Annotated in this window: 28 protein-coding genes; 7 read left to right on the top strand and 21 right to left on the bottom strand. The window is 42.7% G+C overall.

Annotated features, from left to right (window positions below; all coding sequences use genetic code 11):
• Positions 1 to 29: 29 nt before the first annotated feature.
• From APA_RS24470 to APA_RS24450, 5 genes are all read right to left on the bottom strand, one after another.
• A complete protein-coding gene (locus APA_RS24470; protein WP_201324824.1) occupies positions 30 to 1,085 on the bottom strand; it encodes an acyltransferase in 1,056 nt (351 codons plus the stop codon).
• A 26-nt stretch (positions 1,086 to 1,111) separates the two neighbouring features.
• Entirely contained in the window at positions 1,112 to 1,507 is a 396-nt protein-coding gene (locus APA_RS24465; RefSeq protein ID WP_201324823.1) for a DUF309 domain-containing protein, read from the bottom strand.
• Positions 1,500 to 1,988 carry a hypothetical protein gene (locus APA_RS24460; protein ID WP_201324822.1) on the bottom strand — a complete coding sequence of 163 codons (489 nt, stop codon included), beginning with the start codon at positions 1,986 to 1,988 and terminating at the stop codon, positions 1,500 to 1,502. The genes APA_RS24465 and APA_RS24460 overlap by 8 nt, the downstream gene beginning before the upstream one ends.
• A gap of 117 nt (positions 1,989 to 2,105) precedes the next feature.
• The gene (locus APA_RS24455) at positions 2,106 to 2,762 is read right to left on the bottom strand and encodes a hypothetical protein (RefSeq protein ID WP_201324821.1); all 657 of its coding nucleotides are present in this window, start codon (positions 2,760 to 2,762) and stop codon (positions 2,106 to 2,108) included.
• A 221-nt stretch (positions 2,763 to 2,983) separates the two neighbouring features.
• Positions 2,984 to 3,664 carry a glutathione S-transferase family protein gene (locus tag APA_RS24450; protein ID WP_201324820.1) on the bottom strand — a complete coding sequence of 227 codons (681 nt, stop codon included), beginning with the start codon at positions 3,662 to 3,664 and terminating at the stop codon, positions 2,984 to 2,986.
• Between the two features lie 85 nt (positions 3,665 to 3,749).
• Between APA_RS24450 and APA_RS24445 the strand changes: the two genes are divergently transcribed.
• Both APA_RS24445 and APA_RS24440 read left to right on the top strand, forming a co-directional pair.
• Positions 3,750 to 4,520, top strand: a complete 771-nt coding sequence (locus APA_RS24445; RefSeq protein ID WP_201324819.1) for a hypothetical protein — start codon at positions 3,750 to 3,752, stop codon at positions 4,518 to 4,520.
• A 160-nt stretch (positions 4,521 to 4,680) separates the two neighbouring features.
• The gene (locus APA_RS24440; RefSeq protein ID WP_201324818.1) at positions 4,681 to 5,766 is read left to right on the top strand and encodes an extracellular solute-binding protein; all 1,086 of its coding nucleotides are present in this window, start codon (positions 4,681 to 4,683) and stop codon (positions 5,764 to 5,766) included.
• Positions 5,767 to 5,859: 93 nt separating this feature from the next.
• Here the strand turns inward: APA_RS24440 and APA_RS24435 are convergent, their stop codons facing one another.
• Together APA_RS24435 and APA_RS24430 are read right to left on the bottom strand one after the other, a co-directional pair.
• On the bottom strand, positions 5,860 to 6,423 hold the full coding sequence (locus APA_RS24435) for a hypothetical protein (protein WP_201324817.1): 564 nt from the start codon (positions 6,421 to 6,423) through the stop codon (positions 5,860 to 5,862).
• Complete coding sequence (locus tag APA_RS24430; protein WP_201324816.1) at positions 6,420 to 7,502, bottom strand: cell wall metabolism sensor histidine kinase WalK; 1,083 nt, start codon at positions 7,500 to 7,502, stop codon at positions 6,420 to 6,422. Before APA_RS24430 ends, APA_RS24435 begins: the two co-directional genes overlap by 4 nt.
• 280 nt (positions 7,503 to 7,782) lie before the next feature.
• Here APA_RS24430 and APA_RS24425 point away from each other — a divergent pair, with 280 nt between their 5' ends.
• Together APA_RS24425 and APA_RS24420 are read left to right on the top strand one after the other, a co-directional pair.
• Entirely contained in the window at positions 7,783 to 8,091 is a 309-nt protein-coding gene (locus APA_RS24425) for a hypothetical protein (protein WP_201324815.1), read from the top strand.
• 101 nt (positions 8,092 to 8,192) lie between these two features.
• Positions 8,193 to 9,458, top strand: coding sequence for an NAD(P)/FAD-dependent oxidoreductase (locus tag APA_RS24420; protein WP_201324814.1), 1,266 nt, complete (start codon positions 8,193 to 8,195; stop codon positions 9,456 to 9,458).
• 192 nt (positions 9,459 to 9,650) lie between these two features.
• Here the strand turns inward: APA_RS24420 and APA_RS24415 are convergent, their stop codons facing one another.
• From APA_RS24415 to APA_RS24395, 5 genes are all read right to left on the bottom strand, one after another.
• Positions 9,651 to 10,070, bottom strand: a complete 420-nt coding sequence (locus APA_RS24415; protein WP_103670165.1) for a PD-(D/E)XK nuclease superfamily protein — start codon at positions 10,068 to 10,070, stop codon at positions 9,651 to 9,653.
• On the bottom strand, positions 10,067 to 10,948 hold the full coding sequence (locus tag APA_RS24410; protein ID WP_201324813.1) for a Dam family site-specific DNA-(adenine-N6)-methyltransferase: 882 nt from the start codon (positions 10,946 to 10,948) through the stop codon (positions 10,067 to 10,069). The genes APA_RS24415 and APA_RS24410 overlap by 4 nt, the downstream gene beginning before the upstream one ends.
• Positions 10,949 to 10,987: 39 nt before the next feature.
• Positions 10,988 to 11,704 carry a 2-phosphosulfolactate phosphatase family protein gene (locus APA_RS24405; protein WP_201324812.1) on the bottom strand — a complete coding sequence of 239 codons (717 nt, stop codon included), beginning with the start codon at positions 11,702 to 11,704 and terminating at the stop codon, positions 10,988 to 10,990.
• Positions 11,705 to 11,774: 70 nt separating this feature from the next.
• Positions 11,775 to 13,640, bottom strand: a complete 1,866-nt coding sequence (locus tag APA_RS24400) for a serine/threonine-protein kinase (RefSeq protein WP_236580056.1) — start codon at positions 13,638 to 13,640, stop codon at positions 11,775 to 11,777.
• 170 nt (positions 13,641 to 13,810) lie between these two features.
• Positions 13,811 to 14,893, bottom strand: coding sequence for a BLUF domain-containing protein (locus APA_RS24395; protein ID WP_201324811.1), 1,083 nt, complete (start codon positions 14,891 to 14,893; stop codon positions 13,811 to 13,813).
• Between the two features lie 274 nt (positions 14,894 to 15,167).
• Between APA_RS24395 and rpiA the strand changes: the two genes are divergently transcribed.
• On the top strand, positions 15,168 to 15,881 hold the full coding sequence (gene rpiA, locus APA_RS24390) for a ribose-5-phosphate isomerase RpiA (protein ID WP_181016272.1): 714 nt from the start codon (positions 15,168 to 15,170) through the stop codon (positions 15,879 to 15,881).
• A 28-nt stretch (positions 15,882 to 15,909) separates the two neighbouring features.
• Here rpiA and cbiT read toward each other — a convergent pair whose 3' ends face one another.
• The 7 genes from cbiT to APA_RS24355 all read right to left on the bottom strand — a co-directional run bounded on the left by cbiT (position 15,910) and on the right by APA_RS24355 (position 21,842).
• The gene (gene cbiT / locus APA_RS24385; RefSeq protein WP_201324810.1) at positions 15,910 to 16,509 is read right to left on the bottom strand and encodes a precorrin-6Y C5,15-methyltransferase subunit CbiT; all 600 of its coding nucleotides are present in this window, start codon (positions 16,507 to 16,509) and stop codon (positions 15,910 to 15,912) included.
• Positions 16,510 to 16,588: 79 nt separating this feature from the next.
• Entirely contained in the window at positions 16,589 to 16,810 is a 222-nt protein-coding gene (locus APA_RS24380; protein ID WP_201324809.1) for a DUF167 domain-containing protein, read from the bottom strand.
• A gap of 53 nt (positions 16,811 to 16,863) precedes the next feature.
• On the bottom strand, positions 16,864 to 18,759 hold the full coding sequence (locus APA_RS24375; RefSeq protein ID WP_201324808.1) for a ribonuclease J: 1,896 nt from the start codon (positions 18,757 to 18,759) through the stop codon (positions 16,864 to 16,866).
• Positions 18,760 to 18,957: 198 nt separating this feature from the next.
• Positions 18,958 to 19,851: a 4-hydroxy-tetrahydrodipicolinate synthase gene (gene dapA / locus APA_RS24370; protein ID WP_201324807.1), complete on the bottom strand. Its 894-nt coding sequence runs from the start codon at positions 19,849 to 19,851 to the stop codon at positions 18,958 to 18,960.
• A 52-nt stretch (positions 19,852 to 19,903) separates the two neighbouring features.
• Positions 19,904 to 20,920, bottom strand: coding sequence for an aspartate-semialdehyde dehydrogenase (locus tag APA_RS24365; RefSeq protein WP_201324806.1), 1,017 nt, complete (start codon positions 20,918 to 20,920; stop codon positions 19,904 to 19,906).
• Positions 20,921 to 21,085: 165 nt separating this feature from the next.
• Entirely contained in the window at positions 21,086 to 21,358 is a 273-nt protein-coding gene (locus APA_RS24360; protein ID WP_142657194.1) for a DUF3143 domain-containing protein, read from the bottom strand.
• Positions 21,359 to 21,392: 34 nt separating this feature from the next.
• Entirely contained in the window at positions 21,393 to 21,842 is a 450-nt protein-coding gene (locus tag APA_RS24355; RefSeq protein WP_201324805.1) for a J domain-containing protein, read from the bottom strand.
• Positions 21,843 to 21,987: 145 nt separating this feature from the next.
• Between APA_RS24355 and APA_RS24350 the strand changes: the two genes are divergently transcribed.
• Positions 21,988 to 22,899, top strand: coding sequence for a phosphatidate cytidylyltransferase (locus APA_RS24350; protein WP_201324804.1), 912 nt, complete (start codon positions 21,988 to 21,990; stop codon positions 22,897 to 22,899).
• Positions 22,900 to 22,951: 52 nt separating this feature from the next.
• Here the strand turns inward: APA_RS24350 and APA_RS24345 are convergent, their stop codons facing one another.
• Positions 22,952 to 23,779 (bottom strand): A24 family peptidase, encoded by an 828-nt coding sequence (locus tag APA_RS24345; RefSeq protein WP_201324803.1) that lies wholly within the window; start codon positions 23,777 to 23,779, stop codon positions 22,952 to 22,954.
• Positions 23,780 to 23,953: 174 nt separating this feature from the next.
• Positions 23,954 to 24,352, bottom strand: a complete 399-nt coding sequence (locus tag APA_RS24340; RefSeq protein ID WP_201324802.1) for a DUF4189 domain-containing protein — start codon at positions 24,350 to 24,352, stop codon at positions 23,954 to 23,956.
• Positions 24,353 to 24,592: 240 nt separating this feature from the next.
• Between APA_RS24340 and APA_RS24335 the strand changes: the two genes are divergently transcribed.
• A complete protein-coding gene (locus tag APA_RS24335; protein WP_201324801.1) occupies positions 24,593 to 25,375 on the top strand; it encodes an RNA methyltransferase in 783 nt (260 codons plus the stop codon).
• Positions 25,376 to 25,697 lie beyond the last annotated feature (322 nt).

Genomic DNA, 25,697 nt, shown 5'->3' with positions numbered 1-25,697 from the left:
AAACTTTTAGCGATTTATTGCGGTTTGGGTTAAAGTGACACCGCAAAGCGTTGTAAAAGCTGCCAGATCATAATACCAATTAGCCAAGAAATACTTGTTGCTAATGGAACATATAGAATTCCTCCAACTATTTCTAGAGGAGCGATCGCCCGCAGCACCCAGACATGAACTAGATAAGTAGTAAAGCTTGCCTTGGCGAAAGGTATAGTTTGGGGAAATCTAAGATAGTGAGGCAGCCCTTCGGGCTGCCTCACTATCTTTTGCCAAGACATTGACCATAGCAAGAAGGTCAATGTCAACAAAACTACTGTTGGACGAGCATAATGACCAACTGCTTCAGCAGAGTTCTTGAGTATAGCTGTCCAATAGAATTCGCTTAGTTCGATAATTGCCGCGATCGCAAATAAATATCCCCAAGATTGAGATCGCCATTTCGCTACCAAAAGACTAGCCCATCCGCGATCCTTAGCTAGCCAAATACCGATTTGGAAATAGGACAACCAATAAATTACATGATTACCGTTGGGTAAGAACGTCGTAATATTTACTAGTAAATCAAAAGTTGCCGATACCCATCTCAAGCTAAATAGAGCAAAGGTGATAAACATCAGAATAGATAAGTTCCATTTTGTAAATACGATGATCCGAAGAATTGGATATAGTATGTAGCATTGAAAAATGATCCCTAAAAAGTAAAGGTGATAGTCACCCATACCTGTAGAAAGCAATTGAATAGTTTGTTTTCCGCGCTCCAGCCAATCTGCTCTTTGAAACTGGCTCTGCCCAATGATATTAAGTAAAGTAAATAGAACGTAGGGCGGCACGATACGCCACAGGCGGCGCTGAAAAAATATTTGTAAATCAAAAGGTCTTTTCTCTTCTGACTTCGCTAGTGCGAAACCTGACAAAATCACAAATATTGGTACTGTAAAGCGTCCAACTTGGTTAATGATTGTGTCGATAAAAATCTCAAAACTGATACTCGTCGTATCATGCACACCAAACCACCAATGATGCGAAGCATGGATGCCAATGACAATAGTTGTGGCGATCGCACGCAGTAGATCAGAGAGTTCCCAAGTCATATTTTGTAAAGATTATTTTGATGGCGCTAAGCATTTTCCAGATTGGATCTGGTGATCTTAGGAATCTTTAAATCACCATGCACCATTTGTTGCCATATCTCCGCGATTCCCTCTTTCCCATTTGTCTGGACTTTACGTAAGATGAGTAAACTATCTGCTAATAAAGTTTCAACATCAATGGATTGATAGTCAGGAAGATATGCTGGTAAGCGGCTTGTTCCCTCACCTAAGAGTATCGCTGCACCATGCCAATTTTGACTTTTGAGGTGATATAGACCAACGGCAATTTGTAAAACCCCCTGATAAAAAGCCCGATCGCTTTGCCAAGAATCATTCCAAATCGCCTCTAAAGTATCGTGACAGGCATAATAATCACCACTATTAAACTGGGCGATCGCCTCTTCAAATGCAGGATCAACCATTGGCTAGTACATTGGCGATCGCTTGTTTTTGCTCAGCATCATATCCCCATTTTTCCAGAAAAGAGGCGTAGTTGCCATCGTTTGAGATTGCCGAGTTACGCATTTGCGTAGCGATTTCGTAAACTTCAGCCAGTTCTACTTTCTCAATTAAAAGTGCAGTTCGCCTAGCGACGCGATCGGAGCCTTGAGCTTGTTCTTCATTACCTGCGCGACGATGGACAATCGCCATGGCTGTGGACATAGCTAGATTTTTGACAAGTAGTTCTGCGATCGCATGAGGAGCAGATTGCAAAGCCCTAATAATATGAGTGCTAGGTGCATCCGCTAGTTGCCATTCACCAGTCAAGAAGCACACAAAGAATCCTCTTGCTCCATTTGAAGTTTGTACAAGTGACGAGATTTCTGATTCTAGCTGTGAGTCATCTATGTCTTTGCGCGAAAGCAAAGCTTCTGTATAGGCGATCGCCTCTTCAAAGGTCATATTTTTCAATCTTAGGTTTTTGCGATTTACCCAAGAACCAATTTTTAGTGGCGCGGCGAAGCCGCGCCACTAAAAATTGGTTCTTGCATTTGAGGCGCGTTTCGCCCCTTTTGGGTTTTATGTGATGTGATCTAAACAATGATTGGGTAAAAATGCTGTCCAACCATTGTCTAATTTGACGCGGCAGCTAACACTAATTACCTGCTCAACGACACCTTTATGATTGGCATATTGCTGACGGTTCGCATTTACGGCAACGCGATCGCCTACTTTAAAAGTCTTACCAAAAGATTTATGATCCGCACCTTGTTTTTTATCATTGATATTGGGAATGGCAGCTTTTTTGAGCGTTGGGGCAGAGTGAAAAGTCAAAGAAGCAGCTTGTTGTCCATTTACTTGATAGTTGTAGCCACGTCCTTGGATGAGCTGCAAACTACCAATCTGCACATTTGCTAAATATTGAACAAAGATATCAACGGATATTTCCATTGTTTCAGCAAGGTCTTCAAACATGACAGGATAGCTCCAATAGTTTTCACCCACTTGCAAGTCGGCTAGCTCTTTCCATGCGTCGAATAGTTTTTGTCCAAATTGTGTTGCTAGATCGTCGATGCGATCGCTGGTTGACTGATGAACTGAATCTGCGGTACTGCTAGATGCCAAATTCTTAAGTGCTTTGAGCAAATTTTCGGCAATGCGATCACTTGCTTCAGTCCTTACTCGAAGATATTCGAGAATCTGCTCAAACAAAGATTCACTAACATTAACAGTCATAAAACTACCCGCACTAATCGCCTTTAATAACCTATCTGAAAACTGCTGCTTGGCACTCTAAGTATTAGAAAAATTCAGCTTTTAAATTTTTTGAAATATTCTCTAACTTAACATCAATAAGCTAACACCAAAAATGTTTACAACACTTTGCAATAAATCAAAACCCAAAAGATGAGAATCGGCGCTTCGCGCCGCCTCTCATCTTTTGGGTTGCTAGCGGGTCAATCAAGTCCTGCTTGCCAATTTTTGGGCAGTGGCTCATTACAAATCTGATGAATTTCCGTAATACGATCAAATAGCCAAGGATAATTACGGCGATAGGTTGGAACTAACCCCAATGGTGACAGCAAGGCTGCCGCAGTCAAGTCGGCAACACTAAAGCGATCGCCTACCCAATAGCCATCTTGCCAAAATTCGCTGAGCATCGCGATCGCATCCGCAATTTTCTGGGCGGCGCTCTTTGCCGAATTGGCATTAATGCCATATTGCAATCTGACGATTGTAATCACAGCTTGACTCATTAATGAAGGATCAATTTTTTTGCCCTCATTAGCCCGAAACTGATAGTAAACAAACCTTGCTGCTGTCCCAACAAATTCATCAAAATGATCTTCTAGCCGTAACGCTTCTTTTTGTTGGATAGCATCTTCTAAATAAAGTGGTGGATCGGGTTGATAGTCTTCGAGAAACCGAATAATTTCTGTAGAATCACCGACTACGGCGGGACAATTTTTTTGCTGCGGTAATAGCACTGGCACAGTATATGCGCCTGAAAGGGGTTTAACACGTAAAATATGTAGACCGGGAGTGAGATTTTCGACTTGATAGGGAATTTGCTTATAGCCAAGAGCTAGTCTAGCTTTGCGGCAATAGTGAGAAGTACTGAACTGTAATAAAAGCATAAATCCTATTTTAAATTAACTAAAAGCAGCAAATCATATGGTATAGTCTCGACTAAATTTTTCACGATCCACGGTGCTGTCGCCTATGCAAGCCAATCCAGTCTTTAAACCTACAACTTCTCATTCTGGTTATCAGACCTCTCAATCTGGTTATCAGGCTTCAGTACCTGTGACTGTGTATCGAGAACTGGCTGCGGAGTTGCAATCTACTCAAGCAAAATTATCTTTTTTTCAGTTGCAGAATGAGCAACTAACTAAGCAAAATCAAATGCTATTGCAAGAGTTTGAATCGATCGCCCAATCCACAGAGCGAGTACAAACAATTCTTACCCAGTCTAATTTACCTGATTCAAAGCTAACTGACGTTTTAGCAGGTATTCGTGCTTCTTCGCAAATTAATCCTGCGCCATCAAGAAACAATCCGCAGCCCCAAGGTCGCCCTCCTGCGGCTAAGCCTCGCCCTGCGGATAAGCCCGCAACACAGGTTAGTCCTCGGAAAGTAGCTGCACAGCAGAAAAACAATGCGATCCAAGAAGCAATTTCTAGAGCAAGACAGCTCGCCAGTGATTCGGCAACTCAAAATGATCATGAGCCAACGGTAAGCGAAGCATTATATTACGATAGTTCTTTTGCTGCATTTGAAGCCCCTGATCCTGCGCCAACTCCAAAAACAAAAGTGTTGCCTAAGTTAGAAATTCGTGAAGAAATATCTTCTCGTCCTCTTCGTACTGAGTCGATAGAAGACTCTCGCGAAACATCTGGTTTAAGTGGTTGGGTTCTGACTGTCACAATTGTGGCAATTGTCCTGACTTCCTTTGGTGCTGGCTATTTGCTGATGCGTCCATTTGTAAAATAATATTGCAAACGGCGCAAAGCGCCATCTTCAAAACCCAAAAAAGCTGATTCCTCCGCTTCGCGAAGGAATCAGCTTTTTTGGGTCTAGCTACTTAAACCGATTTTGGAGTTTGCAGCGCCTTCGGCGCTGCAAACTCCAAAATCGGTTTTATAATTAAGTCATGGATAGACGTAAGTTTCTAGTTTTGGGCGGTGCGGCGATCGCATCAATTGGGGGATGTCAATGGTCAAATCCTTTTGATCAACGCGATCGCATCCGCATTGTTGGTTTACTGGGAGCCATACCCAGTAAAGTCATTAATCAGTTTGAATCAGCTTCCCAAACAAAGATCGAATTTAAAGCAGAGAATCTGCCCGCAAAACTTTGGCAAGAACTGCAAAATTATCCCAGCATCGCTAAAGATAAAGCGCCGCATTTAATGAGCATCGGTGATAGTTGGTTGGATCAGGCGATCGCCCAATCTTTAATCCAACCAATCATGCCCAACCTGTTAGAAAAAATTCCAAAATGGCAAAAACTTTCGCCCCTATGGCAACAAAGCGTTACGCGCAATAATCAAGTATGGGGCATTCCTTATCGGTGGGGAGCAACCGCGATCGCCTATCGCAGTGACAAGCTGAAATTTGAGATTACTCAATGGGCTGACCTCTGGCGACCAGAATTAAAGCTAAAACTAACACTGCCAGACGATGCCCGAGAAGTGATCGGTCTGGTCTTAAAAAAGATGGGGCAACCCTATCAACCAGAAAATTTAGTTGAACGTCCCGATGTTCTCGCGAAACTTACCCAAGAGCTTAAAAGTCTTAACTCTCAGGTTTTAACTTACTCTTCCGATAATTACTTGCAGTCTCTATTAGCCGACGATACGTTGGCGGCAGTCGGATGGACGAGTGATATGTTAAAAGCCCAAAGGACAAACCCTAATCTCAAAGTGGTGATTCCCCAAGATGGAACAGCGCTTTGGAGCGATATTTGGGTAATGCCTAAGGGCGAAGTTGCGATCGCGGCTATGGAATGGATGAATTTTTGTCTAACGCCTGAGATTGCTGCTCAGATAACATCTTTAACTGATGCAGTTAGCGTTTCAAGTGAGTTAGAGAAAGTTCCGACCAGTGTTAAAGCCGATCCGATCAAGTTCTTCTCTCAAGACATTTTGGCGAAGAGTGAGTTAATATCACCTTTGTCCCCATCAACGCTTTCGCAGTATAAAGATCTCTGGACTAAGCTGCGATCGGGAACACTATGACCCAAATCAATAGATTGTTTACAAGTGTTGCGAAGCAACACTTGTAAACAATCTATTGATTTGGGTTCGAGCGCAAAATGCAAATACAGCGCTCTATTGAGTCGGATCGCAAACACGATCTTCTTGATTTTCTTCAATGTCTGGTGATTCGATCGCAGGACTAGCAACCTTGACATGAGGAAGCGATGCACCTTCTAAACCTTTAGTAATTCTTGCTGGAGAATAGTCTAAGGTGACAAATAGAGGATAATGATATTCACCGCGATCGCTAATGATACTGCGATGTTTCCAAGGTAACAGCCAATAGTATTCTTCGCCGAGGGCTACTTCTACTTGTCGCCAGCGCTGCAATAATGCGGAATAGTCTTCGTTAGGACGATGAATAAATACAAAAATTTCTTGACCAGTTTTTACTTTCCAGTCAGGATCGCACATGATCAAAGCAAGATCGCATTGCATTTGAACGTGGCTTTGAGTCAAGTTAGGGCTAGTAAACTGGACTACTGGCAATGGAATAGAAATCAAACTATCACTAGGACGGCGTAGACTGGGAATCAGCTCAAAATATGGGCGATATTCGCGCAAAAGGGCAATCGCTTCGAGAGGATTGCTGTAATGACTGAGGAGAGAGTCGTACTGAAGTTGAAGATTACTCATGGCGTAATAATGGGCAAATGCACGAAGAATGTAGAACCTTTTTGGGAGTCTAGGTTGGGTGACTTTACGAAGATTTTGCCATTATGGGCGTTGACAATATAGTGTGATAGATATAACCCTAAGCCACTACCTTGCTTTTGGTGATTGCCTTGACTAAATCTTTGGAACAAGAACGGCTGCTCTTCTAAAGGAACCCCTGCACCTGTGTCTGCGATCGCAATAATTGCCTCGGATTGATTTGATTTTAGGCTAACATGAACGCTGCCAGCTTCGGTGAATTTGAGCGCATTACCAATCAGATTATTAAATACACGTAATAGTTCCAAGCGATCGCCCTTGACCAGACCAATATGATCAAGATCGGCAATCAGTTCAAGATTTTTAGAAATAGCGATTGGCTTAAGTTCCTGCACAACTTGATCGAGTAGTTCTTTCAAGTCTAATGGCTGCAAATTAATAGTTTTACTTCCAGATTCATAGCGATAGACATCTAAGAGCTTATTCACCATTTCTAGCAAATTATGATTGCTGCGCCCCATGATTGTCAGTGCTTCACAAATTTGTGGTGATATTTCCCCCAATACGCCATCTTGGAGCAATCCCAACATCCGATCTGCGGCAACTAATGGTGTCCGCAAGTCATGGGTTAACCGCGACACAAAATCCTGTCTTTGACGATCGATGCGATCGCGCTCAGCAATACTATGTTTTAAACGCAACAGCGATCGCACCCTTGCCAATAGCTCATCAGCTTCAATCGGCTTACGTATAAATTCATCTGCGCCGAGGTCTAAGCCTTTAACAGCATTGGCGCGATCGTAAGCTGTTATTAACAAAATCGGAATAAATGGCAAATCTTTCATCGCCCTCATGCGACGAGTCACCTCATAGCCATCCATTTTCGGCATCATCACATCCAGCAAAACTAAGTCGGGAGGCTCCGACTCAACAATCTTTAGCGCATCATGACCATTTGATGATGTGATGATCTCATAACCCTCTTCTTCAAGGATTGTGCGAACAAGAAATAGATTGTCTGGCACATCATCAACAATTAATAAACGGTCAGGAGATTTCATTCAAACGCTCAAGCAAAACAGGATGACTATATAGATGTTGTCATGAAACCGCAATCTATGCAGTCATCCCGATGATAGAAATTACCCAAGCCAAAGGTATTACGTCGATGAGATTTAATAAGGAATCATTTTTTGTGGCGCGGCGAAGCCGCGCCACAAAAAATGGTTCCTTATATGTCGCTTTGCGACACAATACATCTTGGCTTAGGGACATTACAAAGCGCGGCTTCTAATTGCTAATATAATCATCTACGCGCCCAACAAAAATCACCAACATAAAATGCGCCATTATCTACTCACTGTCACCACATTTGTTGTAGCTGTCTCTGGAATCTCTATGGCAGGTGCGGAAGAAAATAAGCCTGCTAATCAAGAGAAGTACGAATATCCTCAAGAAGTAACTAAAACCTTCATGAAGGGTTGTGGATTTACTAATAGCAAAGAATTTTGTGTTTGTAGTTTAGATAAATTGCGATCGCAATATACCTTTGCGGAGTTCTTAAAGATTGACACAGCAGCCAGAGAAACCAAACAAGTACCTCAAGATGTAATCAATATTTTTCAATCTTGCCGAAATGGCAAAATATAAAATAGGTGGAGGGGCTCTTTGCGGAATTTATTAGGAATTAAGCAATGGTAAGATCTAAGATAGGCGGCGCTTCGCGCCGCCTATCTTATTAGGAATTAAACATGGCAAGTACAGAGGTTATAGTAATTGGTGGCGGGGCAGCAGGATTTTTTGGTGCAATCCATGCGGCGCAAGCACCACATACGCGAGTAACTTTATTTGAGGCAGGAAGACAACCGCTAGCCAAGGTAAGAATTTCAGGCGGTGGACGCTGCAATGTTACCCATCACTGTTTTGAACCTTCGCAATTAGTTCTGAACTATCCTAGAGGCGGCAAAGCTTTACGGGGAGCATTTTCACGGTTTCAGGCTCTAGATGTAGTGCACTGGTTTAATGCAGAGGGAGTGAAGCTAAAAACGGAATCGGATGGCAGAATGTTTCCTATCACCGATGATTCAGAAACGATTGTGGAAGCATTGATGTTTGCTGCGAAAAAAGCTGGTGTGTTTCTTCGCAATAATGTTTTAGTGCAAAAGATTGAGCGTTTAGAAGGTGACAAAGGGGACAGCAAATTTGATGTGATTCTCAAAAATGGCGAAAATATAATTTGCGATCGCCTATTACTTGCCACGGGTAGTAGTCCATCTGGCTACGCGATCGCGCGATCGCTAGGACATGAACTAGAACCTCCCGTCCCTTCACTTTTCACATTTAATATTAAAGATTCTAAACTGCATGAACTGGCTGGAGTTAGCGTTAATCCTGCCACAGTTAAACTATTAATATCAAATTCTAATCCTGAAAAGAAAAAATCTGCTCGCAATCAATTAGAACAATCGGGCGCTCTGTTAATCACCCATTGGGGATTGAGTGGCCCTGCCGTTTTAAAGTTGTCAGCATGGGCTGCGCGAGAATTGCATGAATGCAACTATCAAGCAAAATTAGCGGTTAATTGGATTCCTTCACTCAAGGTAGAAGCAATCAAGCAGATTTTGCTAAGTGCGAAGACTGAGCAACCCAAGAAATTCATATCTAATTATTGTCCTGTCGATATCTCTTTGCGTCTATGGGAATATCTGCTCGACAAATCTGAAGTGGAACTAGAGAAACGTTGGGCAGATATTTCTAACAGAGCCATTCAGCAAATTGTGAATGTACTAAGCGCGAGTGAATATGCGATCGCGGGCAAAGGTGTGTTTAAAGAAGAGTTTGTAACTTGTGGTGGGATTCGTTTGCAAGATGTTAATTTTCAGACGATGGAAAGTAAGATTTGCCAAGGTTTATTTTTTGCTGGTGAAGTTTTGGATATAGATGGTGTGACAGGTGGCTTTAATTTCCAAAGTGCATGGACTACGGCTTGGATTGCTGCGCAGGGGATAAATTCCTGAGACTGTAAATTAGATTGTGTCAGAGGGAAAAGGAGCAACTGAACCACTATGCACTGGAAGTGCATAGTGGTTCAGTTGCGATGTGGTTATCTTTTATAAAACCCCTTCCTCCTTACTTTTGTAACTTTTTGTCCTGTACTTAGGTATTTGACATAAAAACCCGATCATTTTTTTTGATCTAGAAAAACATCCTTAAAGCTTTGCCATATTTGCTTTCATAATAAATCTTTCAAGAGTGACAATTTCTACGCGATCGCCATAGGGAATATATTGCTGTAAATCACCCGAAATATAGAATTCGCGCAAAGTCCACCCTTCACCGCCAAGGACTAAATAAGCTTTTTGATAATTAGGATTTTGATCCATTGCATCCATTAAGCAAATTACCTCAAATGGAACCTTTTGTTCCGCAGTGCCGCCAACCTGTTGCCATTTCAGGGAAATCAAAACATTGCGATCGCCACGATTTGCCACCACATCGATTTTGTGTCTACCTCCCCCAGGGCGACTGCCAATATATTGCTGGGACTGCGAGAGATATCCACCATAAATTAAGGAATGCAATACCATCTGCTCCAGAACTGCGCCAGTTTCGGTATTGCGAAGACTCATGATAGTTCTAAGCCCCCATCAAATCCTTTATAGGCTAGCATTTCCTTTGCAGGAACGCGATCGCCATTGCAGCTAATTCGTCTTGGTGCATCGAGAATTTGATATTCAAATCCTAAATCTTTATACAGTGTCAGAATGCGATCAGTGGCTTGATTTGAGGCGATCGCAGGGCAGTTTTGATTTGCTAGCCATTGGGCTAAGCGCTCTTGCTCTGACCATTCAAAGCCATTTTTAGAATATTGTCGAAACTCGACATCGTAGGGAGGATCGGCATAAATTAGATCGTTAGCAGCAATCTTGATTTTGCCAAAATCTAGATTTGTAAACTTCCATTGTGAAAGTGTCGATTTATAAGCTGTGAAATCTGGATTATAGTTTATGGTTTTATATTTCCCAAAGGGAACGTTAAAACCACCTTTTTGATTAAATCGGCACAGCCCGTTATAGCCCGTGCGATTGAGATAATAAAAGAGTTGCGCTGCTTTAGGAGTTTCAGCTTGTCCTGAATGAATTAGGCGATTAAATTCCACACGCTGAGCATAATAAAATTCGCGATCGTTTTGAACGTCAATTTCTAGCTTTAATCCCTTTTGCAAACATTGATAAAAGTTGACAACATGAGGATTTATGTCATTCAGTAAAGCTTTGAGAGGTTGTAATCCCAAGGAGATCGCCAATCCGCCACAAAATGGCTCCACAAGACGGCGATCGCTATGTTTTTGCCAAGTGTGCTGCAAATGCTGCACAAGCCAACGCTTACCGCCAGCCCATTTCAGAGGAGGCGTAAGACGTTCTGGCTTTGAGGCCGATCCAGTAATATTTGCCACTTGTTTTGCCAAGGGAGTCATGAGCAGAGATGAACGGTGAGACGGCGGCATGGCGACAAGGGAAATTAATGCTTATTCAATCTAGTACCACTAGGCGGCAACTAGCAAGCCTGCACTGGATTGTTTTGGCAGCACATCGACAACATCAATCTTGGCGCAGTAGGCAATATCTTCCGCACCATTGAGGTTTAACAAGCGTTTGCCGTGACTCGCTTGATAAAATAATTCTTCAACTTCACCTTTCCAAGCTTTGTACAAAGCCGCAGCAGCGATCGCTTCATCATTCCCAAAATCAGCCTCATCTTCGAGATTAGCGGCGATCGCACCCGCACAAGTTGTATCTTCGAGCGAATAGCTACCTTCCCAGCCAGAACCAACAATCCAAACAGTCTCAGGTTTAGTTTCGCGGAGATACCTCAATACTGAGCCGAGATTAATCATTGCACAAGCCAAAACACTCTTTGCCTTGGCGATTTTTTGCAGCGATCGCGTGCCATTAGTAGTACTCATAAAAATCCGCTTACCCTTCACCACATCTGGCGTAAAGTCAAAGGGCGAATTTCCCAAATCACAACCTTCTACAGTCTTTCCCCCGCGCTCACCAACGCGAATCCGTAACTCTGGTGGGTGTGCTTCGCTGACGCGCATTAGCTCATCAAGATCGGAAAATACTTGTACTCCCTCAGCTCCCGCAGCTAGGGCTGTGGCGATCGTAGTGGTTGCTCGCAAAATATCAACAGCGATCGCACAATCTGGATTTCCTTCAGCAGGCACTAACTCAGGCGTGTGATAAACAAAGATTTTCATTTATAGATCTAATGGTTTAGCTATCTACTATAAATTAAACTCTATGTTTGTCTGTTTGGCAAATTTTAGGTTACTGTCTTTGGGTTTCATTGATTTGCCATTGTTTTGAGGATTCATTCCAAACTAAACTCATCCGCAAAGTTTCGGGGAAAATAGCTTTATCTTTACGGTAAGTGAGGTCAATATCAATAATTGCCGAATTCTCTTTAGATTCAACAAGACGTACCCCATTGACGGAAACTTGACTGACAGTTTGCCACCAATCAGTAAAGGTTTTGTATCCACCAGCTCGATCTCGTTGAAATTTGGGCGTGAGATTTTGCCATGCGTTTTGAAATTGGCGATCGTTGATCAGACTGTAATAGTCTCGAATTGCTTGTTCAGGAGAAGGTTTAGTTGGTGAAGGAGTTGCCGTTGGCGTTTTAGATGGAGTTGCTGTTGGCATAGGTGAAGGTGAAACAGTGGGTTGTTGTAAATCGCTCCCAGAGATTCTTTCCACTGGATCTTTCTCGTTGGGACTAGCCTGAGCGCAATACGCATCTTCAACAAATTTGAGATGCTCCTTGAGCTTAGACTTACAACTTTCAATATCTTTGAATTGGCTGGTATATACCTGTTGAAATTTATTGCTTCCTAAATTGGGATAGTCAGGTATCCAAAACACTCCTGCTTCTTTATATCCTAGAGATTTTAATTTTTCCACTCTGAGATTTGCTTTTTCAATATCTTCAAAAGCAGAATCAGCCAGAAAATAAAATGGAACTTTAGCAACGGGTTTGTTAAAGGAAGAGATCTTGTTCCATAGTGCTACGATGCCGCCATTCTGAGAGATGACTACACCTAGTGCGATCGCAGCCCCGACAGCCCCACCGACAATTATTGTTACTAGTAATTGACCAAATATCTTTTTTTTAGGATCTTGTTGAGGCTGATATACATACACAGATTGATCAGGAATAGTAGGCGGAGTATAGCCTCTAGGTGTGACCGCCACCGTCTGCATATTCGACATGGCTGGCGGAATAGGAACTAATTTACCAGAATTAGTTTGATTTGGTTGCAATGCTTCGAGCATTTCTCTCGCAGAGCTATAGCGATCGCGTGGATCAAACTGCAGAGTTATAGTAAATACTGCTTTTAAATACATGCTAATTGCCATAACATGAGGCTGCCAGAGTACTTCTCCTGTTTGCGGGTCAGTACCGAGTTCCTGCGGATATTTACCCGTAAGTGCAAAGATAGCGGTCAGAGCAAGACTGTAAAGATCGCTAGCAAAAAATGGTCTACCTGCGGCCTGCTCTGAAGCCATAAATCCCGGTGTACCGATCACAATCGAATGCGCCTGTTGAGCCGAACTGCGGATTGTGCTGACATTGATAGTCTCTTTAACTGCGCCGAAATCAATTAATACAGGTTCACCAGAACGCAAAATAATATTGTCGGGCTTAATATCTCGATGAATAATGCCGCGATCGTGAACATAGATAAGGGTTTGAAGGATGCTAGTCATCAATTGTCGCACAGCATTCTCATTCCATTTACCGTTACGTTCAATCGTTTCAGTAAGCGTTAAGCCATCAATCCATTCTTGGACTAAATAGAATAATCCATTTTCTGCGAAGTTAGCATAGAGTTTGGGAATGTAGCGACTTTCTTCTCCTAATGTTTCGAGGACTGCTGCCTCACGGTGAAATCGTTGCTGTAATAATTCATACATCTGCGGATTGTCAGCAACAGGTTTAAGCTGCTTAATCACGCATCGACGGTTAGAGGGCATTTTGGTGTCTTCAGCCAAATAGGTTTCCCCAAAGCCGCCACTGCCTAAGACGCTAGTGACGCGATAGCGGTTATCTAAAAGGTTTGACATCATGGAGTTATATTCATCGCTATTAGCGATCGTACAGCATACAGAGCCTTGTGCTTCAGCAAAAAACAATATTTTTTTGAAAGTGTGGCTTTGCAACCCTAAATCCAAAAAGACAAAGCGCGCGCTACGCGGGCATTTTGTCTTTTTGGATTTTAGAATTGCTGTAAATGTAGGATGCGTTAGTGAAACGTAACGCATCAATTAGGCAAAAATGATGCGTTACGTTTCACTAACGCATCCTACGAATAATTAAGCTCTGGTGTCTGACGGCTAATTAGTTCAAGATGTTGCTGAATTTCTAGCTTTAGCTTCTGAAAATCTGACTTTTGGAAAGTTAAAATATCATCAATCGAATAAACTTCTACGATCGCATCCTTTCCTTTTGCCTTAAAATCACCTAGTCTGACAGGTCGCCAGCGATCGCTTAAACCTTCCCGCACAGCAGCGGAAAATACTAAATAGCGATTTAACTGTCTAGTGAGCGCTTCAATCCTTGAGGCAACATTAACTGCGTCACCGATGACAGTATATTCTTTTTTAGTTTGAGAACCAATATTTCCTTCCAATACTGTTCCTTTCGATAGCCCAATGCCAATATAGAGAACTCGTAACGGACTATTCACTGAAGCTTGATTGCGAAGTATTTCTAATTCTGCAAGAATATCTAAACTAGCTTGCAGAGATTCGTCAGCTCGATCACCGTCAAAATATGCCATCACACAATCACCAATAAATTTAGTGACTTCACCACCCCTAGATGCGATCGCCTTAGTACAAATAGTAAAAAATTGATTGAGTAAATCGACAACCTCTGTTACCTCTAGTTTTTCGGTGATGCTTGTAAAACTAATAATATCGGCAAAGAAAATGATCTTTTCTGTATAGCGAGGAACTAGTGTAAGTGGATTAATTCCGTTCGCTATGGCTTGCAAAACTCCCGACTGCGTATAGCTTGCTAAGATTGTTTGTGAGTCTGCCAAAGTTTGCAGCAAAATCTTAATTGGTTGCAACAAAATATCGTTATTTTCATCAAGGACGATTACTTCCATTGACCAATCTGGAAATCTTCGCTGTGCAACGTTTAGTTCTGATTTTAGACACAAAATTTGATCGTGGCGATCATCTTCTAAAATCTTTTTGTAGAGGACATCAATTCTATCTTCTTCACCTTCTAAAATCTGAAAAAATATACCACTACAGCACAGTAAAACTCCTGTAATACCGTCTCTAGAATTATTTGTTTGCGAAATATTACCAATGCTCTCAATTTCCTTTTTGGTAAGCGATCGCGCAAACTTACTAATATAGGTTAGCCTTTTCATAAAATTGCGATATTTTAAATAACAAAAGAATTCAATCTTTGTGACATTTAGATAAAAAGTTAATCTTTAAGTTAATCTTTAAGCCCACCCACTTTACTTGTAACTTAAATAATGTCAGCAGTGTAATCAGCCATATGACTTAACTGTTTTTGGAGCAGCACAGCATACAAATGTATAATACAGCACATTTTGTTTAAGTGGATTCTCAGTTGCAGCTCACAGGTTGCGATAGGATTAAAATTACTACTTTTAAGTTTATAAATAAGTATTTCCTATGAGTATTTCTGCTGAAGATATTAAAAAGTTAAAACAAGAAGTTGGCATCGCAGCGGCACAACGGGTGAAGTCGGGTATGGTGGTCGGATTGGGCACTGGCTCAACTACTGCCTTTGCGATCGAGGAGCTAGGAAGACGCATTGCAGCGGGTGAACTAACCGATATTGTCGGCATCCCCACTTCTTTCCAAGCTTCAGTCTTGGGTAAAAAATATGGCATTCCGATTCGGAGTCTTGATGACGTTGATCGCGTTGATGTAGCGATCGATGGTGCTGATGAGGTTGACCCCAATAAAACTTTGATTAAAGGTGGTGGCGCAGCGCATACCCGCGAGAAAGTTGTCGATTCACTTGCGGCTCTGTTTATCGTTGTTGTCGATGAGTCGAAATTGGTCGATAAGCTCGGCTCGACTTTTGCCGTGCCAATCGAAGTATTGCCGATGGCAGTTTCTCCTGTAACCAGAGCTGTAGAAAAGTTAGGTGGCAAGCCTGACTTGCGGATGGGTGTGAAGAAAGATGGCCCCGTGATTACCGATCAAGGCAACATGGTTTTAGATGTCACCTTTGATGCGATCGCAGATGCTGCCGAACTTGAGAAAACCTTGAACAATATCCCTGGCGTTGTCGAGAATGGTCTATTTGTCGGTGTTACCGATCTGATTTTAGTTGGTGAGTTTAAAGACGGAAAACCTCAAATTCGCGAAATTTCCTAAAAAAGGGGGGCGCTTCGCGCCCCATTTTTTATATTTTCTCGCCACTAATGATAAACATGGGACTAACTGCCGCAAAAACTTGACGGTTGCCACGAGTCTCTAAACGGTTCACTGATGATTGCACAACTTCCACATTTCGCGCTTGTAGTTTGGCAAAACTTTCAGAAATTGCATATAAACCTTCCAGACTATTTGTAGTTGCGATCGCTCTGCCTTCATTTTGCAGACGTTCCCAACAGTATTCTAGAATTTCTGATACAGATCGCCCACCCTCGATACAAATGCGATCGGGATCGGTTGACAGACTTGTCAGGCATTCTGGTGCACTGCCAATTTTAATCTCAACATTATTTACGCCAAATTTTTGGCAATTTTTGGCAATCAATCCCGCCACATCTTCATCACGTTCAATCGCGACAATTTTCCCTTTAGGACAGAGCAACCCAGTCTCAATGGGGATAGTCCCAGTACCTGCTCCAATATCCCACAGTATCGAGTCTGCTTTAAGACGCAACTGACCGATAATTAATAGCCTCGTCTCGCATTTGCTCATCGGTATTCCTGGCAAGCGATCGAATAATTCGTCAGGTATACCGGGGGTGACATAAGACCAAATAGGTTCTGACATGAGCTTAGCGCACGAAGATGGTTAAACATCATCAATATACAGCAAATCTTAAGAGTAAAGGGAGCGCCTAGCGCTCCCTTTACTCTTTTATGTCTATTAATTTATTCCGCCCAGATAATCCCAATTGAATCGTGATATGAGATTTCGGCACGCTAAACTTTTTGGCTAAAAGCTCAACTAATTCCTTATTGGCTTTGCCATCAACGGGCGGTGATTTTAAATGCACCGTCAGACTTCCATCTGATTCTTCAATAATGGCTTGCTTTCTAGAGTTAGGCTTGACCTTAACCAACTTCTTCATGCACCTTCTCTACTAATTGAACCGTGCAAAACACGGTTCAATTGGCTTTAGATTTAAACCGCTGCTGCAGTACGCTTGCGTCTGCCAACACTAGCCGTAGCAGCGCCAGTAGCAACGGGTACTTCAATAGGAGCGCTATTACCATTGATACTTTCTTGATCAACTTTAGGAATAACCTTAGTGCTGCCTGATTTTAAGGTCACACCTAAGGCATTAGGCTTTGCGGCAGGAGCAGGAGCAGATTGAGTGGAATTGGGAGGTGTTTGCAATAGGAACACGATCACTGGTTTGCTTTGGATATGTTGACGCAAGACACGGGTAAGGTCGCGCTCAAGCTGACCACGTAAACCGATCCAATCAATTTCTAAAGAACCGACATTGCGAGCATAGTTACCCCAAGAATTAGCCAAAGAATTATCGATCGCCTTCGCAACCAAAGCAATAATTTGGGAATGTTCCATCGGTAGAACCACGCCACTTAGTTGAATGTCAGGAGTCGTGGAGAGCTTACCATCAAGCCCAACAGATACCGCGATCGTAAAGATACCTTCGCCAGAAATCAGTTGGCGATCTCGCAATACATCGCCCTTGACCATGCCATCGCGAGAAGAATCAACTAGTTCTACACCAGAAGGAACTTTGTCCACAATCCGCATATAATCTTGACAAACTTCGACAACATCACCATTTTCAGCGATCACGATATTTTCGCTAGGAATGCCCATTGCTTCCGCCATCTTCGCATGTTGCTTCAGCATTCTCAATTCACCGTGAGCAGGGAAGAAGAACTTCGGACGGACAAGGGCTAACATCATTTTATGTTCTTCTTGAGAACCATGTCCCGAAACGTGAATGCCTTTGTCCTTACCATAGATTACATTTGCCCCAAGCGCCATCAAGCGATCAATGGTACGAACAACTGGAATAGTGTTGCCTGGAATCGGATTTGCCGAGAAAATCACTGTATCGCCTTGACGGACTTCCAATTGTCTATGACTGGAATTTGACATTCTTGTTAGTGCCGACATTGGCTCACCCTGAGAGCCTGTAGTCAAAATCAGAATTTGATCATCACGATAGTGACGGAGATTTTGTAAAGGTTGGAATAGGTCATCGCGGCACTTGATGTAACCAAGATTACGCGCATGGGCAATCACGTTCAGCATCGATCGCCCAACGACACCAACCACACGACCTTGCTTATCAGCAATATCCAAAATCATGTTGACGCGATGTACTGAAGAAGCAAAGGTGGTAATGATTACGCGACCCTTTGCCATCATGATGTATTTCTCAAGATTGGGATATACAGCTCTTTCCGAAGGAGTAATTCCGGGAAGTTCGGCATTAGTGGAGTCACTAATCAAAGCCAATACGCCTTTTTCGCCATGTTCAGCGAGACGAGCGAGGTCAAAGAATTCACCATCAACGGGAGTATGGTCAATTTTGAAGTCGCCTGAGTGAATCACCATCCCCGCAGGTGTATTAATAGCAATCGAGAAACTATCGGCGATCGAGTGAGTGTTACGAATAAATTCTACAAAGAAGTTAGTGCCGACACGGACGACATCACGGGGCATGACGCGGCGCAGTTCGGTGCGATTAAGTACACCAGCCTCACGGAGTTTATCTTCGAGTAGCGCCATCGCTAAACGTGGACCATAAATAACAGGAATTTCAAACTGCTTTAAATGGAAAGAGATCGCACCGATATGATCTTCGTGACCGTGGGTGACAATCATGCCTTTGATCTTATGTTTGTTTTCGCGTAAATAAGTCATGTCAGGCAAGACCACGTTAACACCTGGCATCATGTTGTCGGGAAAAGACAAACCACCATCAAGCAGCATGATTTCGTCGTTATATTCAAATACCCATGTGTTTTTGCCGATTTCATGGAGTCCGCCAAGAGCGATTATTTTGAGAGCAGGAGCGTTGGTTGTAGGCATATTGTTTGGTAAGTAAAAGGTAAAAGGTAAAAATGAGAAAATTGAATCTTGAAAATAATTCAATTTAATTGGTGATGGAAAACTTTGCGGTTATAAATACCTAGATAGAATGACTAGAAAGGTTTAGTTCCCCCACAAGTTCATCATGATCAGAAGTAATCAAGTTCTATGTCTCTAGACTGAAGTTGTCAACTTTTGTTAAACAAGAATCCCAACTTCTTGTAATACAACTTTCAGCTTGGCTTCGAGTTCGGCATTACCTGCAACTAGAGGCGATCGCACCACGCCTGTATCTAATCCCAACAAGTGCAAAGCTACTTTGAGAGGAATAGGATTACTGGTTAAGAACAGAGCCTTAAACAAAGGAAAAAGCTGAATATGAATTTGTAAAGCTTCTTGCACTTTACCTGCGGCAAAGGATTGCATCATTGCTTGCAGTTGCGTACCAACCAGATGCGAGGCAACGCTGACAACTCCCTTTGCACCCACAGCCATTAATGGCAATGTTAGCGAGTCATCACCCGAGTAGATCGCAAATTCGGCTGGTGTGAGGGCGCGAATTTGGCTGGCTTGATCTAAATCACCTGTCGCTTCCTTAATCCCAATAATATTAGAGATTTCGGCTAACTTGGCAACAGTCTCAGGTTCTAGTTTGCAGCCCGTGCGACTAGGAACATTATAGAGAAGAATCGGAAGCTCTGGCGCAGCTTCAGCGATCGCTCGAAAATGTTGATATAAACCCTCTTGCGGAGGCTTGTTGTAATACGGTGTTACTTGTAGTGTACCATCTAATCCGAGATGCGCGGCTTTTATGGTAGCCGAGATCGCCTCAGAAGTAGAATTAGATCCTGTACCTGCCATGATTTTCGCTTTACCAGCGATCGTCTGTTGTAGCACCGAAAACAATTTATATTCTTCATCCCAACTAAGCGTTGGCGACTCTCCTGTTGTACCGCACACAACAATCGTATTGGTTCCAGTCTCAACCAAATGAATGGCAAGCTGTTCTGCTTTCGCATAATCAACATTCCCTTCTATATCAAAGGGAGTAATCATTGCCGTTAGTAAACGCCCGAAATCGATTTCACTCATAGATACTCATAAATAGAAGCTTGCTAAAAGTTTATTAAAAGTCGATAAACTTTTAGATAAGAGCTTTGGCAATTAGTAATTCGGCAATCTGAACAGCATTCAGTGCAGCTCCTTTACGGATCTGATCGCCACATAGCCATAATTCCAAACCGTTAGGGTGAGAAATATCTTGACGGATTCGTCCTACTAACACGTCATCTTTGCCACTAGCATCAATGGGCATTGGGAAATAATTTTTACTGAAATCCTCTACCAACCTTACTCCATCGGCTTTAGCCAGAATCTCTCTAGCTTTGTCTGGACTGAATGGATGGGCAAACTCTAGATTAATCGCTTCAGAATGCGCTCGCAATACGGGAACCCGTACACAGGTAGCCGTGATCCGAATATCATGATCGCCAAAGATTTTGCGAGTCTCATTCACCATTTTCATCTCTTCCTCGCAATAGGAGTTATCCGTCATGGGCGAATTGTGAGGGAAAAGATTAAAAGCGAGGGGATAGGGCAGAATCTCAGCTACGGCAGGTTCACCATTGAGAATTGCTTGTGACTGTACTTTTACTTCTTCCATGGCTCTTGCGCCTGCGCCACTTGCCGATTGATAAGTAGCGGCGACAATTCTCTGAATCGGCTGCACCTGATGTAGTGGATATATTGCCACAGCCATCAAAATTGTCGTGCAGTTGGGGTTAGCAATAATACCCTTGTGATACTCGGCGGCTTCAGGATTGACTTCTGGCACAATCAATGGCACATCGGGATGCATCCGAAAAGCACTGGAGTTATCAATGGATACTGCTCCTGCTTTGGTAGCGATCGGTAGCCACTTCTTAGAGATGCTGCCACCTGCGGAAGCAAGCACAATATCTACATCATCAAAAGAAGATTCAGTGACGGCTTCAATGATTAATTCTTCGCTAGCAAATTTAATCGACTGTCCAGCGGAACGCTCCGAAGCCAGAAGCTCCAACTTACCTAAAGGGAAATGTCTTTCTTCCAGCAAGGCTAGAAGTTCTGTACCAACTGCGCCTGTTGCTCCGAGAATGGCAACATTATAATTCTTGCTCAATGAACCTCCAAAATAAAAACATCAAGTTAGGGTGGAAAACTTTTGCTAAGACCGTGAAATTACTTAATGAAATGACTTATGTATAGTTTCATCATTCATAGTTTGATTCTATGTCTTGCTTAATCACATATTAACAAACTTTCAGAATATTGCTAATATTTTTTACTAGGGTCCTGTAAAAATTGCATCTTCGACATCTTGGCGACTGAGAGAATAGGGAAATGCCCGTTGAATTTCTTTGCCGCCGTAAGCATCTTGAATGTAGCGTACACGAATATCTTCAATATCCATAACAATTTCTGCTTGCCATGACGATCGCGTAACTCGCCAGACATTAGGATTAGACTGATCTTGGTAACATCCTTGCTCATCTAACCATGCTTCAAGTGCAGGCAAGGGATGATTGTAGAGTGGTGTAGTAGGAGAGGGAAGCGCCATAGCAGACGAGTTTATGGGGATGATTGTTGGATGGTTACGGGAAGTATAGCCAAAAAGTTGATATGGGCGCGATCGCTTCGGGGAAAAGGCGATCGCCACGTAGCCATGCTACTAAAACAACTAGAACTAAACAAGCAACTAGCGTAGCACCAATTAACATGAGTGCAAATAGTTCGCCACCAGATAATGGACGCTCACTAGGCAAACCGTCATCGTCGTTGGTCTGGAGGTTTTTCGGTGTTTTATTTACTGTGTACTGAAATCGTGAAAACTGAATGCGGCGATCATAGTCACTGCGGCGATCGGCATTACTGAGCATGGCATAGGCTTCGTTAATTTGTCGAAAAATTTCAACTGCTTCATCTTTAGGCAATTGGGTCGTGTCGGGGTGGTAGAGCTTGCTGAGATCTCGATAGGCTCGACGAATATCGATTTCACTAGCCCAAGGAGTGACACCTAGGATTGCGTAATAGGTTTTAGACATAGCACTTACAGATATAATCTACAAACAAAGCCTAATAACAACAATTTTAATTATGAATCCGATTTTAGGACTTTTCGCACCGACGACGTTAACAGTCCTAAAATCGGTTTCATAAATTGTCCACTTCCTCGGTTGTGTTATTTTCATGAAATGGACTCGCATTATCAGTGCTTTATTAGTCGTACCACTCGTACTAGCGGCGATCGCCCTAGGTGGATGGGCGTTCACCGCCGCATTTGCATTGCTGGTGATTTTTGGTGAGATGGAATATTTTGCATTGGTACGAGCCAAGGAGATTGTCCCAGCAAGCAAGATTACAATTTTTGTTAGTTTAGCATTACTGATTGTTTCGCAAGTGAGAGTCGATCTCGCGGATGCTGTGATCCCTATTGCAGGCACTTTTATATGCTTTTATCTATTGTTTCAAACCAGAATTGCGACGATTTCCGATATTTCTGCATCGATATTGGGCTTGTTTTATGGGGGATACTTACCTAGCTTTTGGGTAAGAATCAGAGGTCTAGGTGATGGCAATATATTTGAAATTAGCGATCGCTTACACCAGTTTGATTTCTTTAATCAGTTACGCAATATTGAACAGCTTTCTTGGTTGCGAATTACTTTCCCCGTGACCGATGGCTCTGTTTATGTAGTGATGGCATTTTGTTGCATTTGGGCTTCAGATGTTGGCGCATATATATTTGGCAAGATATTTGGACGCACGCGACTTTCGGACATTAGTCCGAAGAAAACAGTGGAAGGTGCGATCGCAGGGTTGCTTTGCTGCTGCGTGACAGCAATTATCTGGGTTTTTAGTCTGGGATGGGCGGAATGGTGGCTGTTGGGTGCAATTTTAGGATTATTGATCGGTATTGCAGGGTTGCTAGGCGATCTGACTGAATCGATGATGAAACGTGATGCTGGGGTCAAAGATTCTGGGCAGATTATGCCAGGACATGGCGGCATTCTCGATCGCGCTGATAGCTATGTCTTTACTGCACCTTTGGTGTACTACTTCATTACTTTGATTTTGCCCATTGTCCATAAAGCTTCTTGAGCATTACAGCACTTTGCGCTCAAAGCTTTACGCCGCATCTTATTTCTTGATGTCAAGTTAGTCCAAACCAACCAAGATAAACTGAAAGAATCGACTTACCAAAGAATAGAGAAATTGCACCACCTAGAGCTAGAAAGGGTCCAAAGGGTATTGGCTGCTGTTTTCCTAAATCTTTAGTAATTATAGCGATCGCTCCAATAAGTGTGCCGATCGCTGAAGCAATCAAGAGCGTCAGCAAAACATTTTGCCAACCTAGCCACATACCAATCATCGCAGCTAACTTGGGATCACCGCCACCCATTGCTTCTTTTTGCAGAAAAATTTTGCCAGAAATTCGCATGATATCTAAAAGCCATATACCGAGTACAGCTCCACCGATGCCAAATAGCAACAAACTAGGAAAAGCTAGACGATCGCCATTACCAAGAGAAGCGAGGCTGACTTGGTAAATTAGACCTAATACTAGCCCTGATTGCGTTAAGGAATTGGGCAAGGTCATCGTGTCGATATCAATCAGAGCAAGTACTAATAACCAACTGAGAAATGCAGCATAAAAACATAAAGTCAGAATTGATACTGAAGTTCCGAAATATGCAGCTACGCTCCAAAACAGAAATGCAGTTAGCGCCTCGATCGCAGGATAGCGCCATGATACGGGCGTATGACAATAACGACATTTGCCTCTAATCAGAAACCAGCCAATAATCGGAATATTATCGCGTGGTGCAAGTTGACGTAGACAATGGGGACAACGAGAGGGCGGATGAAGAATTGATAAGCCCGCAGGGACGCGATAAATTACCACGTTTAAGAAACTACCAATACAAGCCCCAATCGAGATCGCCAAACATTGTAAAAAGAGAGATTCAATTAATAGCAAAAAATTTAAAACTGGTTGTTAAATCAATAATATATCTGTCGCCATCTGATTTAGGACAAAATAAAACAAAAAAAGCGAGTGGCGGCGTTTCACGCCGCCACTCGCTTTTTTTGTTTTATCGATACGGTTGGCAACAGCTATAGACTAAGCCAAGCATCGCTTGGCTTAGTCTATTTATTTAGGCAAGCATATCGTGCGAGTTACTCTGCAATCTACGCCATCATAATCACGGCAAACTTGGCGAGCTTTAGATTCTGCTTGTCTACTACTAGTTGACCAAGCTGTTCCCGCTGCACCATTACTACCCTCTGCGATCGACATACAGGCATTACGAGTCCACATCAGTATTTCACAATCCCCTGGAGCAGCGCTAGCTTCACATTCTTGCAAGGCTCTATTCTCAGCAGCAGCGCGAGTTTGATAATTCCAAGAGTAGCCTTTGTCTTGAGTTGAAGGAGAGCGGGCTATCGCTCCATAGCTGTTTTGAGCGAAGGCTTCTAAAGCTCCCACAGAGATTGTCGGAATGATAACGGCAGCAGCGATCGCTAAAGAATTCCAGAATTTTTTAGACATACTCAATCCTCTTTAGACTATTGATGAAACTCTATATTTTGTATACTACCCCGCAAAATATAATTTGCTTAACCCCGTTACCATATTTGTAACAACCTGCGGTAAGACAAATCAAAACCAAAAAGATGAGTGGCGGTGCGAAGCACCGCCACTCATCTTTTTGGTTTTATGTCCTAGCTATTTCTTGCATTGCTATATACTAAAATGCGTATAAAAAACATTTGTTGTAGGAATTAGCAATTGCTCACCAGTACAAAAAATCCATTAGTTAAGCAACTGCGATCGCTTGGTGAGAGTGCTAAAGATCGGAAGGAACAAGGGCTATTTTTAGTAGAAGGAACTCATGCTCTAATAGAATCGATCGCCACAGCTTATCCACTCTCAATAGTCTGTTGTACTGAAAAATGGATTGCGGTTAACCCCGATTTGTATGAGCAGATTGCTGCCATTGATGAAATTGAAAGATTAGAAATTGTTTCTGAAGAAGTGCTTCAGGCGATCGCCACCACAAAAAATCCTGATGGGGCGATCGCTGCTGCGTTAATGCCATCTCGCGAAATTGCCAAGATCAAGTCCTTGGGTTTGGCGTTAGAAACAATTCAAGATCCAGGTAATATCGGGGCGATCGTGCGATCGGCTGTGGCAGTTGGAATTGATGGCATGTTGGTGAGTAGTGATAGTGTGGATTTGACTAATCCTAAAATTATTCGGGCTACCGCAGGACAATGGTTTCGCTGTGCGATGCAAACATCCACAGATATCGCCGCCGATATTCGCAAATTGCAAACACAGGGTGTAAAAATAATCGCCACATTAGCCAATGCTCCTAAAACCTATTGGGATTATGACTTTACGCAACCGACTTTAATTTTGCTAGGTAATGAAGGCAATGGACTGTCTCAAGAATTAATTGAACTTGCGGATGAATCTGTTTCGATTCCTCAAAGCGATCGCGTGGAATCCTTAAATGTGGCTATTTGTGCGGCTCTGCTGCTATATGAAGCAAAACGTCAGCGATCGTAGGTAGGCGAAAAAGAACCGTCAAAGATCGTTTTGAAACAAAACATAGTGGTTTCCGCTAAACATTAACCCACTCTATTCCAGACGGTGGGAGATCGCCCATTCCTTAAGAGAGATTTTTGGAGGGATTGGTGGATCGGCGATCGCTATGCTAACCATATTTTTTAGCAGGCTAAGCTCTGATTATACTTACAGCGCTTTGCGCTCAAACCCGAACCAATAATTTTTTGAAAGTGTTGGTTCGCAACACTTTCAAAAAATTATTGTGGTTCGTTTGATCGAAAATTGCTGTAACCCACATAATGAAGGCGGCGTTTTCATTATG

Origin of the sequence: Pseudanabaena sp. lw0831, from assembly GCF_016584665.1 — a bacterium.
Classification (GTDB): domain Bacteria; phylum Cyanobacteriota; class Cyanobacteriia; order Pseudanabaenales; family Pseudanabaenaceae; genus Pseudanabaena.
This window is presented reverse-complemented; position numbering and strand designations above follow the sequence as displayed.

Bases quoted from the DNA above. Each gene is read 5' to 3' on its own strand.
- APA_RS24470 (WP_201324824.1), bottom strand. From the start codon at position 1,085: ATGACTTGGGAACTCTCTGATCTACTGCGTGCGATCGCCACAACTATT.
- APA_RS24465 (WP_201324823.1), bottom strand. From the start codon at position 1,507: ATGGTTGATCCTGCATTTGAAGAGGCGATCGCCCAGTTTAATAGTGGT.
- APA_RS24460 (WP_201324822.1), bottom strand. From the start codon at position 1,988: ATGACCTTTGAAGAGGCGATCGCCTATACAGAAGCTTTGCTTTCGCGC.
- APA_RS24455 (WP_201324821.1), bottom strand. From the start codon at position 2,762: ATGACTGTTAATGTTAGTGAATCTTTGTTTGAGCAGATTCTCGAATAT.
- APA_RS24450 (WP_201324820.1), bottom strand. From the start codon at position 3,664: ATGCTTTTATTACAGTTCAGTACTTCTCACTATTGCCGCAAAGCTAGA.
- APA_RS24445 (WP_201324819.1), top strand. From the start codon at position 3,750: ATGCAAGCCAATCCAGTCTTTAAACCTACAACTTCTCATTCTGGTTAT.
- APA_RS24440 (WP_201324818.1), top strand. From the start codon at position 4,681: ATGGATAGACGTAAGTTTCTAGTTTTGGGCGGTGCGGCGATCGCATCA.
- APA_RS24435 (WP_201324817.1), bottom strand. From the start codon at position 6,423: ATGAGTAATCTTCAACTTCAGTACGACTCTCTCCTCAGTCATTACAGC.
- APA_RS24430 (WP_201324816.1), bottom strand. From the start codon at position 7,502: ATGAAATCTCCTGACCGTTTATTAATTGTTGATGATGTGCCAGACAAT.
- APA_RS24425 (WP_201324815.1), top strand. From the start codon at position 7,783: ATGCGCCATTATCTACTCACTGTCACCACATTTGTTGTAGCTGTCTCT.
- APA_RS24420 (WP_201324814.1), top strand. From the start codon at position 8,193: ATGGCAAGTACAGAGGTTATAGTAATTGGTGGCGGGGCAGCAGGATTT.
- APA_RS24415 (WP_103670165.1), bottom strand. From the start codon at position 10,070: ATGAGTCTTCGCAATACCGAAACTGGCGCAGTTCTGGAGCAGATGGTA.
- APA_RS24410 (WP_201324813.1), bottom strand. From the start codon at position 10,948: ATGCCGCCGTCTCACCGTTCATCTCTGCTCATGACTCCCTTGGCAAAA.
- APA_RS24405 (WP_201324812.1), bottom strand. From the start codon at position 11,704: ATGAAAATCTTTGTTTATCACACGCCTGAGTTAGTGCCTGCTGAAGGA.
- APA_RS24395 (WP_201324811.1), bottom strand. From the start codon at position 14,893: ATGAAAAGGCTAACCTATATTAGTAAGTTTGCGCGATCGCTTACCAAA.
- rpiA (WP_181016272.1), top strand. From the start codon at position 15,168: ATGAGTATTTCTGCTGAAGATATTAAAAAGTTAAAACAAGAAGTTGGC.
- cbiT (WP_201324810.1), bottom strand. From the start codon at position 16,509: ATGTCAGAACCTATTTGGTCTTATGTCACCCCCGGTATACCTGACGAA.
- APA_RS24380 (WP_201324809.1), bottom strand. From the start codon at position 16,810: ATGAAGAAGTTGGTTAAGGTCAAGCCTAACTCTAGAAAGCAAGCCATT.
- APA_RS24375 (WP_201324808.1), bottom strand. From the start codon at position 18,759: ATGCCTACAACCAACGCTCCTGCTCTCAAAATAATCGCTCTTGGCGGA.
- dapA (WP_201324807.1), bottom strand. From the start codon at position 19,851: ATGAGTGAAATCGATTTCGGGCGTTTACTAACGGCAATGATTACTCCC.
- APA_RS24360 (WP_142657194.1), bottom strand. From the start codon at position 21,358: ATGGCGCTTCCCTCTCCTACTACACCACTCTACAATCATCCCTTGCCT.
- APA_RS24355 (WP_201324805.1), bottom strand. From the start codon at position 21,842: ATGTCTAAAACCTATTACGCAATCCTAGGTGTCACTCCTTGGGCTAGT.
- APA_RS24350 (WP_201324804.1), top strand. From the start codon at position 21,988: ATGAAATGGACTCGCATTATCAGTGCTTTATTAGTCGTACCACTCGTA.
- APA_RS24340 (WP_201324802.1), bottom strand. From the start codon at position 24,352: ATGTCTAAAAAATTCTGGAATTCTTTAGCGATCGCTGCTGCCGTTATC.